Origin of the sequence: Shewanella sp. Actino-trap-3 (assembly GCF_002836275.1) — a bacterium.
Taxonomy (GTDB): Bacteria; Pseudomonadota; Gammaproteobacteria; order Enterobacterales; family Shewanellaceae; genus Shewanella; species Shewanella psychromarinicola.
Genome location: NZ_PJCE01000001.1, coordinates 2,516,964 through 2,534,395 on the forward strand (window position 1 = coordinate 2,516,964; position 17,432 = coordinate 2,534,395).

The window sequence follows — 17,432 nt, forward strand, 5'->3', positions numbered from 1 at the left end:
CAAACTGACAGGCATCAATAAATCTGCTTCGCGATAAGAGTTCTCGGTTAACCACGCGCTATTGAAAATAAGCACGCTTAGCGACTTAGCGATTAAACTAAGTCGTTTTCACTTTCCAATTCACTTTTTGTCCGGCAAAAAATGGCACGATAGGATTACCGTTAGGTAAAATAATCTCTTCGGGCACAACCCATTCTTGTTTCACTAATGTCACGGTTCCGGTATTACGAGGGAGACCATAAAAATCGGCACCGTGTAAGCTGGCAAATCCTTCTAGCTTATCTATAACACCTAAATTATCAAACACTTGAGCGTATAATTCTAATGCACTCCATGCACTGTAACAGCCTGCACAGCCACAAGCGGACTCTTTACGGTGTTTCTCATGGGGGGCTGAGTCGGTGCCTAAAAAGAACTTACTTGAACCAGTCGCTACAGCCGCTTGTAAGGCTTGCTGGTGAATATTACGTTTCAGTACCGGTAAACAAAAGTTATGCGGACGTACGCCACCGACTAACAAGTCATTGCGATTTAATAGTAAATGCTGTGGGGTAATAGTGGCGGCAACATTGGTTGAAGCGGCCGCAACAAACTCAGCGGCTTCTTTAGTCGTGATATGTTCAAACACCACTTTGAGGCTGGGAATTGATTCGACAATGCGCGATAAGTAACGATCAATAAAGAGCTTTTCGCGATCAAAAATATCGATATGCGCTTCGGTCACTTCACCGTGAACCAATAGCAACATGCCCTGCTCGGCCATAACCTCAAATATCGGAAACAACTCATCCAATGCTTTTACCGCCGCATCTGAGTTTGTCGTGGCTCCTGCTGGGTATAACTTCCCCGCGACAACACCTGCCGCTTTAGCATCGATAATGTCTTGTGCTGAGGTATTATTGGTTAAAAATAGGGTCATTAACGGCTGAAAATCACTTCCGATTGGGCGTGCCGCTAAAATACGATCCCGATAAGCAACCGCCATCGCCGCTGTCGTTACTGGCGGGACTAAATTAGGCATCGCAATCGCGCGTTGAAACAAACGAGCCGTAGCAGGAACCGTCTCACCTAGCATATCCCCATCACGAAAATGAAGATGCCAATCATCGGGAGTCGTTAAGGTAATTTGGGTCATGTGGGTTCCTTGGCTTAAATAACAGGTTGTTAGTGTTATTGTGCCTGAAATCGCTTTTTCTTAATAGATGCATAATTTGAACGCAGACTTTGCTATATCAAAAAGTCCTAGCTTATCGCTAAATAGAGTGAGATGTTGCATCAGCAGTGAATAAAACCAGCGGTATGGCACTATGCTATTATGTTGAAAGTATCATTTTTTATAAAGGAATTATATTGTTAGCCAACGCCAGATCTAGCTTACCGCGCAATGTGTGCCTTATTAGTGCAATCATGGTGACGATGATGGCTATCTCAGGCTGCAATCAAGCTGTGGTCATGAAAAGACCCGATAACATTCAGCGACTCGTTAACGAAACGCTCGTTGATGGCATACTGTCAACGGATGCCAGTATGGCGGTTACATTAGGCAGAAGCCGCACATTATCGATATGGAATGTAGCAACAAGCCAATTATTACACCAATGGTCTGACGATGACTTTGATGACACTAATTATCTGCTGGCGTTGTCAGGTAACAAACAATACCTTGCCACTGCAGGCAAACAAAAAATTTCTATTTTCAATCTTGAAACGGGCAAATTAGATATACGTTGGCCTGCGCAGGGGTTTAATCCCGATGCCAGTATTTCGAGCCTTTTTCTGAGCCAAACAGGCAGCACTATTTTAGTGGGGATGAATGATGGTTCAATTACTGTGATACAAAGAAGCAGCATGACGATGTCATTGTTTAAACAACACAGTGCAGCCGTTAATCATATTGAGCTCTCTAATTTTGAACAACAGGTATTATCGACTGGGCTTGATGGTGATGTACACATTTGGGCCACTTATAACGGTGAGCTTATCAGCAGTTTTTCCCGTCCTCAACGGATCACCAGTGTGAGTTTTGATGAAACTAATCGACGCTTATTTATTGCTGATGCACTCGACAATAATGTCATTATCGATACCCAAACTACGCAGCCAGTGAGCCATCTTGATTACCTTGAACGTTATCGCTATTTTCGACAGGCTTTATTTACCAACCATGGCAACAACTTAATTACCGCAACCTCAAAGCAAAGTGTTATCTATTGGGATGCCTCATCGGGAAAGGAGCTTTCTCATTGGGATATCACTGCCTATAACGCTGGCACAACGGTATTTTCAATGGTGATCAAACCTAATGGTAAGCTATTGACCTTAAGCTCAGACGGCGCACTTGAAACATGGAGCTTGTGAGTTAACCTTAGCTTGGAATAATAAGCCCAAGCGTTAACGACTATGCACATTAATTTTAACCTTTATCATTATCTGAGTTACCTACGGTGACATAATAGATATCATTAAATGTCATTGGTCATGTCAAAGATCAGTTTACATATCAAAGTAAAAAAAAGAATAGATCTTGCAAGTGCGAACTAAATTCAGTATATATAGCATATGCCAATAATGAGGTGTTACATGGCAAGACCAAAAATTCCCCGAACCATATGTGGCCAAGCAGCCAATATTTGTTTTAAACCCAATGGGATTCCGATGGCACAGTTAGAACAGGTGCCACTTGCTGAAGATGAAATAGAGGCTTTGCGCTTAGTTGATTTGCTCGGAATGCAGCAACAAGAAGCCGCTAAGTCAATGGGAATATCCCGCCAAACGTTAGCTAACTTGGTTAAAGGGGCTCGATATAAGGTGGTTGATAGTTTAATCAATAGCAAAGCCTTGATGACAAAAAATATCAACTAAAAATTAAACACTGGTAACACGTATTGACGTGTTTAGGTAAGTCTAATGCAAGCAGTATTGAAAGACTCTGGCCTCAAAATAACCACTCAAAGATGTAAGTTGCTTGAGTTTCTAACTCAAGTCGATGAGCAGCATTTAACAGTAGAAAATATCTATCAAGGCTTAAATGCGCAGGGAGAGACCATAGGTCTCAATACTGTGTATCGAATTATGGCGCATTTTGAGCAAGCAGGCATAGTCGTACGACGACTATTTGAGTCTGAAAATGCTGTTTATGAACTCAATAATAAACCGCGTCATGATCATTTAATTTGCTTAACCTGTGGCAAGTTAACTGAATTTACCGACCCCTTGATTGAGCTTCGTTTAGGCTTAGCAGCAGAACATCACGGTATGATTATTCACCACCACAGCCTCAATATGTATGGTCACTGCTTTGATTGCCAACAAGCACTTAATAGCCAGTCTGCTAGACAGAAAGTCGACTAGATAGCCGCTAGGTTAATATTAAATTTTATCGGAGAAAACAATGACTAAAATAGTAATTATCGGTGGGGTTGCCGGTGGGGCATCAGCAGCAGCAAGAGCAAGACGTGTATCAGAAACGGCTGAAATTATCATGTTAGAAAGGGGCGAGTTTGTTTCATTTGCCAACTGTGGTTTGCCTTATCATATCAGTGGTGAAATTGAATCCAGAGATGCATTATTGTTGCAAACACCCGAAAGCTTCAAATCACGTTTCAATGTTGATGTCCGGGTGTTTAATGAAGTGATTGCTATTGATAGGCAAGCTAAAAGGCTAAACATACGTAATCATATTACCCATGAAATATATCAAGAGTCATATGACAAGTTGCTACTAAGCCCGGGGGCATCACCAATAAAACCACCCATTAGCGGCATCAATAACCAGTTCGTCCATAGTCTACGTAATATTCCTGATATGGATAGAGTACTGGCGAACCTTGTGCTGCATAAGCCGAAACATGCCACTGTGGTAGGAGGTGGGTTTATTGGTTTAGAAATGGTAGAAGCGCTGCGCCACCGAGGATTAGAGGTGAGCTTACTCGAACTTGCCGACCAAGTTATGGGGCCTGTGGATATTGAAATGGCCAATATACTGCATCAAAAGCTAGTTGATAATAAGGTTGATTTACGCTTAAAAACAGGCTTAACCGCCGTCAATGAGTGCCAAATTCAACTTGCTGAAGCCGATATTACCGATGACTATGATAAACCGGTACCGCCCCATTCCCATTTACAATTAACCTTGAGTGATAACAGCACTTTAGCGACAGACTTAGTCATCCTCGCCATCGGCGTTAAACCAGAAACTAGCTTGGCATCAGAGTGCGACTTAGTATTAGGCCCGCTCGGTGGTATTCGTGTAGATGCCGGGATGCGTACTTCCGATGCAGATATTTATGCTGTCGGCGATGCCATTGAAACCGCTGATTTCGTCAGCGGTAATCCTTCACTTGTTCCACTTGCTGGACCGGCTAATCGTCAGGGACGATTAGCCGCAGATAACATGTTGGGTGGTGATAGGTTATATCGCGCTACCCAAGGGACCGCAATCTGTAAGTTGTTTGATATGGCAATCGCCTCGACGGGATTAAATGAGAAAAGTTTGCTAAGGCAAGCTATCCCATTTGAAAAAATTTATGTCCACACAGCAAGCCATGCCAGCTATTATCCTGGGGCTCACCCTATTACTTTAAAGCTGTTGTTTTGTCCTGATAATGGCCGTATTTTAGGTGCTCAGGCCGCTGGGATTGATGGTGTCGATAAGCGTATTGACGTATTAGCGGTAGCGCAACGCGCTGGTATGACGGTATATGATTTAGCCGACCTTGAGCTCACTTACGCGCCTCCTTTTGGCTCTGCGCGAGACGTGGTCAATCAGGCAGGTATGGTCGCTGCGAATGTGTTATTAGGCGATGAAGTGACTTGTCACACTCAAGATCTACAGGCCTTGACTGCGACACAAATTATTGTCGATGTGCGTAATCCTGGCGAACTAACGGCTGTGGGTGCGATTGATAATGCGATTAATATTCCGCTGCCGCAACTTCGAGACCGACTCAATGAACTTCCCAAAGACAAAGAATTATTGCTGCTCTGTCAGGTAGGGTTGCGCGGTCATGTCGCCTGTCGCATGTTAGTCCAGCATGGTTTTAAAGCACGCAACCTCAGCGGTGGCTATAAAACTTACCAAATGGTCAATGCGCGTTTTTAGTACATTAGTTAAGAAAAACCTTAACAGCCATCTGTCCCTATTAATAAACAAGGCTTAGAGTGAGTAGTTATCAAGATTGTAAACAAAGCCACAGTCAATGTGTTGTCTGTGGCGACGCTAAACAAAATCCATTGTCATTACAATGTAAGTTTTTTGCAGACGGTGACAATCAGGTTGTTGGTTATCATAAAGCAAGTCAGCAGCTTCAAGGCTACACTAGCTTCTTACATGGCGGCGTAGCAAGCACCTTAGTCGATGCCGCCATGACTCATTGTTTGCTTATGCAAGGCATTAAAGCCTTAACTGCCGAAATGACAGTACGCTTTGTTGCCCCAATAAAAGTTGGCGATGCCATCAAAATTGTCGGTCATCTGGTGAGCAAACGCTTAGGAATGTACCAACTAGAAGCCGTACTCTATGTAGAAAATAAAGCTTGCGTGACGGCTAAGGCGAAGTTTATTCAACATAGGAACGGAGTCATAGGCTAGTTTAGAACCCATCTCAGCAACAAGGACGAGTCTATATTTTCATTTAAATCTAGCCCAAAAAAAACCAGCCTGATGGCTGGTTTCGTTTTATTGGCTTAGCTGACTAGCGATTAAGCTTGTGGGCGCATCGCTGGGAATAAAATCACGTCACGGATAGTATGAGTGTTAGTGAATAGCATCACCAAACGGTCGATACCAATACCTTGACCCGCGGTTGGCGGTAAACCGTGCTCGAGTGCAGTGATGTAGTCTGCATCGTAGAACATGGCTTCGTCATCGCCGGCATCTTTGGCATCAACTTGCGCTTTAAAGCGGCTGTCTTGATCTTCAGCATCATTGAGCTCAGAGAAGCCGTTAGCCACTTCACGGCCACCGATAAAGAACTCAAAACGGTCGGTGATGAAATCATTGTTATCATTACGACGTGCTAAAGGCGAAATATCCGCTGGATAGCCAGTAATGAAAGTAGGTTGCATCAGTTTAGTTTCAGCCGTTTCACCAAAAATTTCTTCCAGCAACTGGCCACAAGTCCAGAATTTTTCTAGCTTGATGCCTAGGCTCTTGGCTAAGTCGCGCATAAAGTCTACGTCTTTAACTTGCTCGTAGGTCATCGCTTGAATAGTGGCGTTATCAGGATTGTATTTCTGAATGGCTTCTAACATGCTTAAACGGGCATAAGGACCACCAAAATCGACTGTGTCCTCGCCGTATGGCATTTGGGCACTACCGAGTAAATCAATGGCAATTGAACTGAGCATTTCTTCAGTTAAATCCATTAGGTCTTTATAATCCGCGTACGCCATATAGAATTCCATCATGGTGAATTCTGGGTTATGACGTGGCGATAAACCTTCGTTACGGAAGTTACGGTTAATTTCGAACACACGCTCAAAACCACCAACCACTAACCGCTTTAAATACAGTTCTGGCGCAATACGTAAGTACATGGCCATGTCTAACGCGTTGTGATGAGTGACAAATGGACGTGCTGTAGCACCACCAGGAATAACGTGCATCATAGGAGTTTCAACTTCCATGAACTCTTTTTTGACCATAAAGTGACGAATAGCGGAAACCACTTTAGAACGCATAATAAAGGTATTGCGAGACTCTTCATTAACGATTAAATCAACGTAACGCTGACGATAGCGCGTTTCTTGGTCGGTTAACCCGTGGAACTTTTCAGGTAACGGACGTAATGCTTTAGTCAGTAACTGATATTCTTCCATATTAACGTACAAGTCGCCCCGGCCCGATAAATGCAGCTGACCTTTAACACCAATGATGTCACCGATGTCTAAACCTTGATAACGCTCTTTTAAATCACCTTGCACTGGCTTACCAGCGTAAGCTTGAATACGACCAGACACGTCTTGAATGACTAAAAATGGACCTCGTTTTGCCATAACACGGCCGGCAATACTGGTTTGAAACCCTAACACTTCTAGCGCTTCTTTGGTCTGCTCACCATATTGCGCCTGTAACTCAGCCGCTTTATGGCTACGTTGCCAAGTATTTGGATGAGCATTAGCAGGACAACTGGTGCGGATGTGGTCTAATTTAGCGCGACGTTCAGCAATCAGTTTGTTTTCATCTTGTACGTGTTCAGTCATATTATATTCTCGCGTTTACTCGCCACACTTTGTGATGGCGGAAAAATTAATTTACTTAAAGTCCTGATTTTAGGCTGGCTTCAATAAACTTATCTAAATCACCATCCAGCACAGATTGAGTATTGCGGTTCTCAACCCCCGTGCGTAAATCTTTGATACGGGCGTCATCTAATACGTATGAACGAATTTGACTTCCCCAGCCGATGTCTGATTTTGCATTTTCAGCAGCTTGTTTATCGGCATTTTGCTGGTGCATTTGTAACTCGTATAACTTCGCCTTTAACAGTTTATAGGCAGCGTCACGGTTTTTATGTTGCGAGCGATCGTTTTGACATTGCACCACAGTATTGGTTGGCAAATGCGTAATACGTACCGCTGAATCTGTTTTGTTGACGTGCTGACCACCTGCGCCAGATGCGCGATAAGTGTCAATACGTAAATCAGACGGATTAATTTCGATTTCAATTTCGTCATCAATTTCTGGGTAAACGAAAACGGAACAAAAAGAGGTATGACGTTTACCTGATGAATCAAATGGTGATTTACGCACCAAACGATGAACACCGGTCTCTGTTCGCATCCATCCAAAAGCATATTCTCCGGTGAACTTAATCGTTGCACCTTTAATACCCGCTACATCGCCGTCAGTCACTTCAATTAACTCTGGGCTAAAACCATGTGCCTCACCCCAGCGTAAATACATGCGCAGAACCATATTGGCCCAGTCTTGTGCTTCGGTGCCGCCTGAACCAGATTGAATATCCAAGTAACAATTTGATGCATCATTCTTACCAGAAAACATGCGGCGGAATTCGAGATCAGCCAAACGAGTCTCTAACGACTCAAGTTCTGAAGCGGCATCATTAAAGGTTCCTTCGTCATCTTCTTCAATGGCCAGTTCAAGTAACCCTTCGATGTCTTCTAGACCTGAGTCCATATCATCAATGGTTTTGACCACTAAGACTAACGCAGCACGCTCTTTACCTAATGCTTGAGCACGTTCAGGCTCATTCCACACTTCAGGGCTTTCAAGCTCTCGACTGACTTCTTCTAACCGCTCACTTTTGGCAGCGTAGTCAAAGATACCCCCGAAGTAGCTCAGTGCGTTCGGCGAGCTCTTTGATTTTGAATTTTACCGGATTAACTTCAAACATGAATATTCAACTTAAATTTAGCCGTTAACGAAAGGTGCAACGGCGTATTTTACCCCATGAGAGGCGCTAAACCTAGACCAGAAGAGCGATTATTAATAAACAAATGACGAATATATTGCGCAGAAACAACACCAAAAAAATCATTAACCTGTAATAAACAGATTAAATGGACCTATTGTTATCATTAAAAAATGATTAAAAAAAATGAACCCCTTCGGGTTCATTTTTAACGATCGGTTTGGTAAAAATTATACTTTAAATTGACCCACTAACTGAGCTAAGGTCTGACCTTCATTCGCCACGGTTTTGCTCATATCAGATGCCTCTTCACTGGCTGCTAGTAACGTATTCACAATCTCTTGTACTGAATTGATATTGCGATTAATTTCTTCAGTCACTGAGCTTTGCTCGGTAGCGGCGGTGGCTATTTGGGTACTCATGTCATTAATACTGGTCACCGATGAGGTTACTGAACCTAAGCTTTCAGAAATCGCCCGCGAGGACTCAACCGAACTTAAACAACTGGTTTGGCTTTCTTCCATGGCTTGTACCGCTTTGGTGACTAACTTATGCAGTTCAGACAGCATTTCATTAATCTCGACCGTACTGGCTTGGGTACGACTGGCTAAATTTCTCACTTCATCGGCAACAACGGCAAAACCTCGACCTTGTTCGCCAGCTCGGGCAGCTTCAATCGCCGCATTAAGAGCCAGTAAATTGGTTTGTTCGGCAATTCCGCCTATGACACTGAGTACAGAGTTAATTTTTTTCGATTGTTCACTTAATGACTTCACATTGCCAGCGGCATTGTCAATTTGAGTCATTAAATTGGACACTTCCGTTAGTGAGGTATCAACACAATCTTGTGCTTTACCTACGTTATCAGAGGCTGCGTGTGTTGCCTCTGCAACCATATTGGTATTATGTGCCACATCATTAGCCGTAGCCGACATTTCAGTGATGGCAGTAACAATTTGATCAACTTCACTATTATGGTGGTTGAGTTGCTCAGTCATCGACACCGTTTGGCCATTGATGCTTTGAGCAGCATGCTTAACTCTGTCCGTTGCGCCAGCCACATCACTAATAATATGCTGTAATTTGTCGATAAACAGATTGAATGCACTGCCTAACTGTCCAATCTCATCTTCACTGGTGATATCTAAACGTTTGGTTAAATCGCCTTCACCTTTGGCAATATCATTTAACGAGGTAGCCATATTCTGGATTGGCACCACCATTTTATGTGCCATCACCACCACGGCAAAAGCCGTTATGCCTGTAAGACCTATAGCAATGAGTAAAAACATCAGTGCTTTTTGACCCATCTCTTCCGTTTTATAGGTTTTATAAGCCGCAATGGACTCTTCAATATCATCAATATAGGCACCCGAGCCTAACATCCAATGGGTGTTGGGGATCATTACCGCAAAGCCGAGTTTTTCAATAAGCTGGCTACTACCCGGTTTTTGGTAGTAATAAGAAAAATTACCAGTACCCGCTTGAGCGGCCTCTAATAAGCCAACAATAATTTTGGTGCCACTAGGGTCGGCCATATCTATTTTGTTTTGGCCTTCAAGTTCAGGCATAGTCGGGTGAAAAATATTGACCCCAGCATCATCATATATATAGAAATAGCCTGCAGTGCCAAAACGTAAATCTCTTAATGCTGCATTGACATTTCCCTTGTCACCCAAAGCAAGTTCATATTCAACAACGCCCTGAGCAATCTGGACTGATTCTTTTAGTTGGTTTTGGCGCTCTGAAATTAATTCACTGCGAAAGTTATCAATATCTTTGGTTAAAGATGACTCTTCATTAACATAAAAAATACTCAGTAATACGGTGAGGATCAACGAAAGCGGAATTAATGATAAGCCCAGGAGTTTATTGCGTAGTGAAGATCTCAGCATAGTGGCAAGCCTTTTGAGGGTAATAATCGATTTAGCATACTAATCTATTTTTTATAGATACTTAAACTAACTAACTATATACCTCCCAATAAAGTGAGACCGGTCTCAAAAAAGCACAATATAGTAACTTTTTTATAACATTGATAATCCGCTGCCCATGGCAGCAAATCCTATCACCAACCACACTAAGCTGGGCTTGAAGACTTTTAACAGACTAAAGCCAATAATCACTAAAGCCATATCCAACGGCATGATCACCGCACTGGTAAATACCGGTTGATAAAGTGCCGCAAGTAAGAGTCCGACAACAGCCGCATTCACTCCCGCGATAGCGCCTGCTATGGCCGGACGTTGGCTTATTGAATGCCAACTTTTTAAGCCCACCAGCATCAGTAAAAAACCCGGGAGAAAAATAGCTAACGTCGCCACTATAGCCCCAAGGATCGGCGACTCTAACCATAAGTCAGCCCCTAAAAAAGTGGCTAAGGTAAACATAGGTCCAGGAATGGCTTGTGCAAGCGCATAACCGGTCAAAAAACGATCTGGGGTAATGTATTGACCGACGCTGGTTTCAAGCAAGGGCAATACGACATGCCCACCACCGAACACTAAACTGCCGACTTGATAGAACTGCGCAAAAATTTGTCCAAGGCTATCGGGTTGATTGATAAGATATAAAGATGCCGCTATTCCTATAATAAATAATGCTAACCAACGATAATCAAGCTCAATAGCAGGAGAGTCCGGTGTAATACTGTCACCCCGAGTCATCAGCGTGACCCCAACAATAGCCGCCACAATTAACACGGCTATTTGGATCAATAATGAAGGCATTAATATAATAGCAACAGCTGTTGCTGCCATTAATATTTTTGCGGTTTTTCGTTGGCAAAATTGAGTGAACATTGACAAGGTTGCGTCAGCTACTACCACTACAGCAAGTAACTTTAGGCCGTGAATAGCCCCCGCAACGGTTGTTAATTGCAACCATTGCGCACTGGTAACCGCAAATAAAAACAACAGTAAAAACGATGGTAAGGTAAACCCCAAAAAGGCGGCTAATCCCCCCAGTAAACCGCCACGGTGATAACCAATCGCAAAACCGACCTGACTTGAACCAGGCCCTGGCATAAACTGACTCAGGGCAACAAAACTAGAATATTGCTTATTGTCTAGCCATTGCAGTTCGTCCACAAAGGCTTTTCTAAAATAGCCTATGTGTGCCGCAGGTCCTCCAAAGCTGATCAAACCTAATGCTAAAAAGCGACTGAATATTTGCCACATCGTCCTGGTACCTTTTTGTGTTGGTAAACAATACTATGACATTGAGGTGACATTTTTATGACGACAAAAAACACCCTTCTCTAGTAGCCTCTTATACTAAACCTTATCAATAAGTGATCAACTCAAAACGAGTGTTGAATGACGACTCAAGTACCGCTTACTTTACAAAAAGAGTAATGCAGCGGTTCTAACATGACCAATACTTCAAATGATCGACATGAGAAAACATATCAAACAAATCGGTTACTATTGTTATTTTATACTGACTTGCTCAACCATTGAGAGCTGAATATTGCGGCATGACAGACCATCACCACGCTCAAAATAATCATCTTTCACAGCTGCTTCCCGCGCCAGAATTAAGCATAAAAAATGCCTGATCACACAGTTGCTTCAATTGTTGTAAATCTTCAATACTGCCACCAACTTTACAGCGCATTTGCTCAGGAATACTCAATGCTTGCTGGTATAATTGCTGGCCTTGCTCAGTCACATGTAACACACGCACGCGTTCATCTAACTCGCTGCGACCTCGAGTCACTAACGTTTTACTTTCTAAGCGTTTTAATAACGGGGTTAACGTTCCAGAATCAAGATGTAATTTCTCACCTAAGGTTTTGACACTTATCCCCGGCTCTTTCCAAAGCACCATCATCACCAAATACTGTGGATACGTCAGCGACAACTCATCTAATAAGGGTCGATATGCGCGGATCAAAGCATTGGTCGCGCTGTATAATGAGAAACACACCTGATTTTCAAGTGCTAGCGGATTTTGTGCTGTAGGGAATTGAGATCCAGTAGACGCTTTACTAGGCATAGGCTTTACTCCGCTAACCAATAATATGAGTCAATGATAACATTGGTTGTGCACAACCTATAATTAAAAATTCAGTAAGCCACTTTTTGATAAAAATGCATCAAGCGCGGCGATCCTTGGTCGACAGAAGACTAACATTCAGTTTTACATTAAGGTTAACCATGTCACTTAGCGTTAATTCTCCTTCTTCAATGCCCACCACGATTGATTCAGGCAACAGCTTAAAAGTTGCCGTTATGGCTAACTATCAGCAAAAAATTGAAGGACAAATGGCATTATAACTTATCGCTGCAGCGCAACTATCTGCGCAACTATCTGCGCAACGACCTGCGCAACGACCTGCGCAACGACCTGCGCCGCAGCAATAAGCTAACAGTGGCCATAATGTAAATACCACGGCATAAACGGATTATCACAGCATCAAAACCCTAGCGAATAGTCTCTATAAAATCACTAAGGTAAAATCAACGCTTCATACCGCGAACGACATATTGATCAATCCACATCCGCTTATTTTGGGCATCAGTGTTAATATCGAAGCCATTTTAAGGCGTCATCTTGGTCTTCGAAATATTTAATCTCACCTGCAATAAACCAACTACCTACTTTGGCCGCCCATTCTTGCCAGCCTTTATTACCCCAAATCGCCACTCTTTCAAACTCTGATTTATGGTTTAACCCCAGCTTTAAATCATCCCAAGCAGCATGCAAATCCCAACCGTCGAGCTCAGTCGCATCGAGAAATAAACTCACTTGAGGTTGATCAACTTGGCTTAATGCCCCCTCTAACATTGGGGTAATGACGAGGTAATCTTGGTGGGTTAATGTGCCCGTTGCTTTTAATGTCACAAAAAACACATTTTCAATTCGGTTTATGCCAATCGATAAACCATGTTTCTTCATATCCATATCGAGACTCCTTTACTATGCTATTACACAATTAAATGCACGCGCGCCCATATAATGTTTGTGCATGCTTATATTTTAGCCACAGATACGAGGAAATGTATTCCGGAGTGCACAAAATAAACGTTAGAGTACTTATGGTGTAATGGGTAATATTAACCATTTAACGATCACAGCAAACGATCTCTCTAGAGCGGCGTAATATGAGAATAGCCAAGACACGCAAACAAATGAGAGGTTAACATTCTGTTAATATGCATCAGTGGCATGAACACCATTATCAGTGGCAGTATGCCACGACGGTGATGAACAACAGGATCAATGGTCATCAGGCGACTCATCGATAAAACAACAATAGCGTTAGGGTATTCTTCCGACGGGTGCGCCTAAGACGTGATTTACTCTACGGATGCTTTACTCGACGTCCATCTTCTTTAGACAATTGCGAAAAGATCGTTGCGGCTAACATCGTCATAATGCCAACCGTAACGAACGTCAGTTGGAAAGCTCTAAGCACAGTGCCCACTCCATCACTGTCGACATCAGTGCTAAAGCCGCCAAGTAAAGCCCCTGCACAGGCAACCCCCAGACTTAATGATAATTGCCCTACCACCGACAACAAACTGTTGCCACTGCTGGCACTGGCATCATCGAGGTCTATTAGGGTTACAACATTCATCGCCGTGAACTGCAACGAGTTGATTGCGCCCAGAATAGCCAGCATTCCCAACAATAACCAGTATGGAGTCTGTTCGCTTACCAAGCTCATGCTCATTAGCATAAGCCCCAGCGCCAACGTATTAGTAGTCAGTACGAAGCGATAGCCTAAACGTTCGATAATCGGTCGTGCCACATACTTGGCCAGTATCGCCGCAGCCGCTAATGGCAACATACTCATCCCAGCCTGAGATGGCGAATAACCCAGCGCCACTTGCAACAGCAATGGCACCAGAAACGGCAACGCGCCACTGCCCAAGCGAGCAAACAGATTACCAAATAGGCCAATAGCAAACGTCCTCGTCCGAAATAATGATGGCGCAAACAGCGGATGCTCAATACGCCCTGCCCGCAACCAATATGCTATCAAACACGCCATACCACCAAATAACAATAACATCACCCGTAGGTGTGGCATATGCAGTTCGCCTAGCCCTTCCATGGCAATGGTGATCAACAACATCGCCGCACCAAACAGTAAAAAACCCAGACTATCGAAACGCAACTTTTCCTTGCCACGGAGATCGGGGATGAACCGCCACACGGCATAACAACCCACCACGCCAACGGGCAGATTGATCAAAAAGATCCAATGCCATGTCAGGTATTGCACCATCCAACCGCCCATCGTTGGGCCAATCAACGGACCGAGTAGACCGGGAATGGTGATAAAGCCCATGATCCGTACTAATTCCGAACGCGGATATATCCGAAGCACCACCAGTCGCCCCACAGGCAACATTAACGCGCCACCCAACCCCTGAATAACCCGAGCGCCAATGAGCATGTCTAATGAATAGGACAATGCACAAAGCAATGATCCAACACTGAACAATAAGATGGCACCAAAGAAGATTTTTTTGGTGCCAAAGCGATCAGCAATCCAGCCAGAAGCCGGGATCAACAAGGCAACGGTGAGCATATAAGCGATAATCACACCTTGCATACGCAGTGGATCTTCGTTTAAATCGCTGGCCATCGCCGGGAGTGCTGTATTGAGGATCGTCCCATCAAGCGACTGCATGAAAAAGGCAATCGCGACGACCCAAGGTAACCCACGGGCAGTCTCTGCATCGAGAAGTTGGCTATCAGGCATTAAACCTCCATTTACCACATGAGTGTAGCCACACCAAGCAGTGCAAACAATACAGCACAACCTCGATGAATAAGCTTCATGGGTAATTTATTAGCACTAAAATGTCCAGCGAGTACAACAGGGACATTGGCAATCAACATTCCCAATGTCGTGCCGATCACAACCCAGGTGAGTGATTGATATTTTGCCGCCAAGACTACAGTGGCAATTTGAGTTTTATCCCCTATTTCAGCAATAAAAAACAAAATAAACGTCGCAGTAAAAGCACCGAGTTGATAGAAACGGTTATCATCATCATCGATTTTATCGGGTATAAGCACCCATAACGCAATAGCAAAAAATGAACCGGCCACCAGATAGGTCGCCCATTGTGGATCAATCCAAGTAATTGCCCACTGGCCAAGCCATGCAGCAAGGAAATGATTCAATATTGTGGCGAGTAAAATACCTGAGATAATAGCGGTTTTATTGCTAAATCTCACCGCGAGCAGCAAGGCTAATAATTGAGTTTTGTCGCCTATTTCAGCGATGGCAACAGTAAGAGTTGAGGCGAATAAAGCTTCCAATGTGATATTCCTAGGGGTAAATGACAACTAAGCACGAGCCACCGCATACCCCTTGATGCAGTTACTGTGCTTAGGTCTCGCTTGGTAAAACCACTGATTAACAGTGTGTTACTGTCTGCACCATGGCGTGAGGCCAATTATGTTGATACAGACATCTTGTGTGCCATAACAGCAAGACAAGATTAGCTACTCCCCTAAAACAATTCGCATTATAACGATTAAATAATTTTATTCAATGGACTCATTTTACAGTGTAAATTCGGCATAAAAATAACCTCACCCCAACAGTAACGCCGTAATGCTACGCTATTGCAAAAATCACGTGTAAAAAAGTTTGGTCTATTGTTGTGTAATTGTTTACAAACACCGCTGTTAGCCTTTAACAGTCAAAGATCCTTGCCTGCTCTGTCACCCTTCTGCTAATGTCCGATACAAATAAAATAAAAATTAGACTGGACATTTTCTGTGAATTTTAAAACGTTAGGCTCTATTTCAATTGTAGCTGGAACGGCCATTGGGGGAGGCATGTTAGCGCTACCATTAGCAACGGCAGCCTTGGGTATGATCCCCGCATTAATCTTATTAGTGGTTATTTGGGGGTTATCAGCTTACACCTCGTTATTGATGTTAGAAATTAATCTTCACTCTGGTGTCGGCGATAACGTCCATGCCATTACCGGTAAAACACTGGGAAAAGTCGGCCAGCTCATTCAAGGTGGTTCATTCCTGAGCTTATTATTTGCGTTAACCATGGTGTATCTGATGGGAGGGTCATCGCTATTAGAAACCCGTTTACAACCCATCGGCATTAACATGAGCAACCAAGTAGCCATCATACTGTTTACGGTTATTTTTGGTGGATTAATTGCCATTGGCGTGAAGTGGATTGATAAAGTATCACGCATTTTATTTACTTCTATGGTGGTGTTACTCGTCATTGTGGTGGCATTTTTATTACCAGACGTTAATTTAATCAGTGCATTAAACAATTACTCAACCGATGTTGCTTCAGGCACGGCGCTACAACAATTATGGCTAGCAGCCATTCCTGTAGTGTTTACCTCATTTGGTTTCCATGTGTGTATTGCGACGATTGTGCGCTACTTAGAAGGTGATGCCGTTTCACTCAGAAAAGTGTTATTGATCGGCTCGAGCATTCCACTGGTTTGCTACATCCTGTGGTTGTTAGTGACCTTAGGGTCTTTAGGCGGCGAAACCGTCCATAGCTTTGGTGGTTCACTGCCTAAACTCGTTGCAGCTTTACAAAGCTTAGCTCAATCAAGAATTATAATCCAAGCCATTGATTTATTTGCTAACCTTGCATTAATCACTTCGTTCTTAGGCGTTACCATGAGCTTGTTTGACTATGTTGCCGAACTCACTCGAGCCAAGGATGATGCCTCAGGTCGCGCTAAAACATGGCTCATTACCTTTATACCACCGCTATTGTGTGCACTTTACTACCCAGATGGCTTTTTAAGCGTCCTTGGTTTTGCAGCTATTCCATTGGTGGTGATAATTATCTATTTACCCATTGCAATGGCATTAAAGCAACGTTCACAGCCATTGGGCGGCTACCAAGTCTCTGGTGGCAGTTTGGGACTTATCATCGCGGGCTTACTCGGTACCTTGATTGTTGTTGCCCAGTTGATGGTGGCATTAGCCTGAACCATATAACTCATAAAATGGATTTGTAAGCGAGTTTTACAAACCCTATTAAGATGATAAAACATTTGTTAAAGTCAGGCTAAGCCTGACTTTTTTGTTTTACGCT

The 17,432-nt window shown here is 43.4% G+C and carries 15 protein-coding genes and 1 riboswitch; of the genes, 6 read left to right on the top strand and 9 right to left on the bottom strand.

Annotated elements, in window-relative coordinates; genetic code table 11:
• Positions 1-97: 97 nt before the first annotated feature.
• On the bottom strand, positions 98-1,135 hold the full coding sequence (gene pyrC / locus CXF80_RS10700; RefSeq protein ID WP_101032857.1) for a dihydroorotase: 1,038 nt from the start codon (positions 1,133-1,135) through the stop codon (positions 98-100).
• 215 nt (positions 1,136-1,350) lie between these two features.
• Here pyrC and CXF80_RS10705 point away from each other — a divergent pair, with 215 nt between their 5' ends.
• The 5 genes from CXF80_RS10705 (at position 1,351) to CXF80_RS10725 (ending at position 5,589) form a co-directional block, all read left to right on the top strand.
• Positions 1,351-2,358, top strand: a complete 1,008-nt coding sequence (locus CXF80_RS10705) for a WD40 repeat domain-containing protein (RefSeq protein WP_232772084.1) — start codon at positions 1,351-1,353, stop codon at positions 2,356-2,358.
• A gap of 222 nt (positions 2,359-2,580) precedes the next feature.
• Complete coding sequence (locus tag CXF80_RS10710; RefSeq protein ID WP_101032858.1) at positions 2,581-2,862, top strand: DUF134 domain-containing protein; 282 nt, start codon at positions 2,581-2,583, stop codon at positions 2,860-2,862.
• A gap of 45 nt (positions 2,863-2,907) precedes the next feature.
• The gene (locus CXF80_RS10715; protein WP_101032859.1) at positions 2,908-3,351 is read left to right on the top strand and encodes a transcriptional repressor; all 444 of its coding nucleotides are present in this window, start codon (positions 2,908-2,910) and stop codon (positions 3,349-3,351) included.
• Between the two features lie 40 nt (positions 3,352-3,391).
• Positions 3,392-5,101 carry an FAD-dependent oxidoreductase gene (locus CXF80_RS10720; RefSeq protein WP_101032860.1) on the top strand — a complete coding sequence of 570 codons (1,710 nt, stop codon included), beginning with the start codon at positions 3,392-3,394 and terminating at the stop codon, positions 5,099-5,101.
• Positions 5,102-5,160: 59 nt separating this feature from the next.
• Positions 5,161-5,589 carry a PaaI family thioesterase gene (locus CXF80_RS10725; RefSeq protein WP_101032861.1) on the top strand — a complete coding sequence of 143 codons (429 nt, stop codon included), beginning with the start codon at positions 5,161-5,163 and terminating at the stop codon, positions 5,587-5,589.
• Between the two features lie 110 nt (positions 5,590-5,699).
• Here CXF80_RS10725 and lysS read toward each other — a convergent pair whose 3' ends face one another.
• From lysS to CXF80_RS10765, 8 genes are all read right to left on the bottom strand, one after another.
• A complete protein-coding gene (lysS, locus tag CXF80_RS10730; protein ID WP_101032862.1) occupies positions 5,700-7,202 on the bottom strand; it encodes a lysine--tRNA ligase in 1,503 nt (500 codons plus the stop codon).
• A 55-nt stretch (positions 7,203-7,257) separates the two neighbouring features.
• Positions 7,258-8,356, bottom strand: a protein-coding gene (gene prfB / locus CXF80_RS10735) for a peptide chain release factor 2 (protein WP_164839407.1) whose coding sequence is annotated in 2 segments (ribosomal slippage) — positions 7,258-8,280 and positions 8,282-8,356 — 1,098 coding nt in all. Because the reading frame shifts where the segments join, the coding sequence is not laid out codon by codon here.
• Between the two features lie 248 nt (positions 8,357-8,604).
• Positions 8,605-10,269, bottom strand: coding sequence for a methyl-accepting chemotaxis protein (locus CXF80_RS10740; RefSeq protein ID WP_101032864.1), 1,665 nt, complete (start codon positions 10,267-10,269; stop codon positions 8,605-8,607).
• A 132-nt stretch (positions 10,270-10,401) separates the two neighbouring features.
• The gene (chrA, locus tag CXF80_RS10745) at positions 10,402-11,553 is read right to left on the bottom strand and encodes a chromate efflux transporter (RefSeq protein ID WP_101032865.1); all 1,152 of its coding nucleotides are present in this window, start codon (positions 11,551-11,553) and stop codon (positions 10,402-10,404) included.
• 328 nt (positions 11,554-11,881) lie between these two features.
• Positions 11,882-12,373, bottom strand: coding sequence for a MarR family winged helix-turn-helix transcriptional regulator (locus CXF80_RS10750; protein WP_101032866.1), 492 nt, complete (start codon positions 12,371-12,373; stop codon positions 11,882-11,884).
• A gap of 528 nt (positions 12,374-12,901) precedes the next feature.
• The gene (locus CXF80_RS10755) at positions 12,902-13,282 is read right to left on the bottom strand and encodes an STAS/SEC14 domain-containing protein (RefSeq protein WP_101032867.1); all 381 of its coding nucleotides are present in this window, start codon (positions 13,280-13,282) and stop codon (positions 12,902-12,904) included.
• 400 nt (positions 13,283-13,682) lie between these two features.
• A complete protein-coding gene (mdtD, locus tag CXF80_RS10760; RefSeq protein WP_101032868.1) occupies positions 13,683-15,092 on the bottom strand; it encodes a multidrug transporter subunit MdtD in 1,410 nt (469 codons plus the stop codon).
• Between the two features lie 11 nt (positions 15,093-15,103).
• Positions 15,104-15,658, bottom strand: a complete 555-nt coding sequence (locus CXF80_RS10765) for a TMEM165/GDT1 family protein (protein ID WP_101032869.1) — start codon at positions 15,656-15,658, stop codon at positions 15,104-15,106.
• Positions 15,659-15,753: 95 nt separating this feature from the next.
• Positions 15,754-15,865, bottom strand: a riboswitch (yybP-ykoY riboswitch).
• A gap of 258 nt (positions 15,866-16,123) precedes the next feature.
• On the opposite strand from CXF80_RS10765, the gene CXF80_RS10770 reads away from it, so the two are divergent.
• Complete coding sequence (locus tag CXF80_RS10770; protein ID WP_101032870.1) at positions 16,124-17,326, top strand: aromatic amino acid transport family protein; 1,203 nt, start codon at positions 16,124-16,126, stop codon at positions 17,324-17,326.
• Positions 17,327-17,432 lie beyond the last annotated feature (106 nt).

Excerpts from the sequence above, each read along its gene's own strand:
- pyrC (WP_101032857.1), bottom strand. The coding sequence starts at position 1,135 with ATGACCCAAATTACCTTAACGACTCCCGATGATTGGCATCTTCATTTT.
- CXF80_RS10755 (WP_101032867.1), bottom strand. The coding sequence starts at position 13,282 with ATGGATATGAAGAAACATGGTTTATCGATTGGCATAAACCGAATTGAA.
- CXF80_RS10720 (WP_101032860.1), top strand. The coding sequence starts at position 3,392 with ATGACTAAAATAGTAATTATCGGTGGGGTTGCCGGTGGGGCATCAGCA.
- CXF80_RS10740 (WP_101032864.1), bottom strand. The coding sequence starts at position 10,269 with ATGCTGAGATCTTCACTACGCAATAAACTCCTGGGCTTATCATTAATT.
- lysS (WP_101032862.1), bottom strand. The coding sequence starts at position 7,202 with ATGACTGAACACGTACAAGATGAAAACAAACTGATTGCTGAACGTCGC.
- mdtD (WP_101032868.1), bottom strand. The coding sequence starts at position 15,092 with ATGCCTGATAGCCAACTTCTCGATGCAGAGACTGCCCGTGGGTTACCT.
- CXF80_RS10710 (WP_101032858.1), top strand. The coding sequence starts at position 2,581 with ATGGCAAGACCAAAAATTCCCCGAACCATATGTGGCCAAGCAGCCAAT.
- CXF80_RS10715 (WP_101032859.1), top strand. The coding sequence starts at position 2,908 with ATGCAAGCAGTATTGAAAGACTCTGGCCTCAAAATAACCACTCAAAGA.
- CXF80_RS10750 (WP_101032866.1), bottom strand. The coding sequence starts at position 12,373 with ATGCCTAGTAAAGCGTCTACTGGATCTCAATTCCCTACAGCACAAAAT.
- chrA (WP_101032865.1), bottom strand. The coding sequence starts at position 11,553 with ATGTGGCAAATATTCAGTCGCTTTTTAGCATTAGGTTTGATCAGCTTT.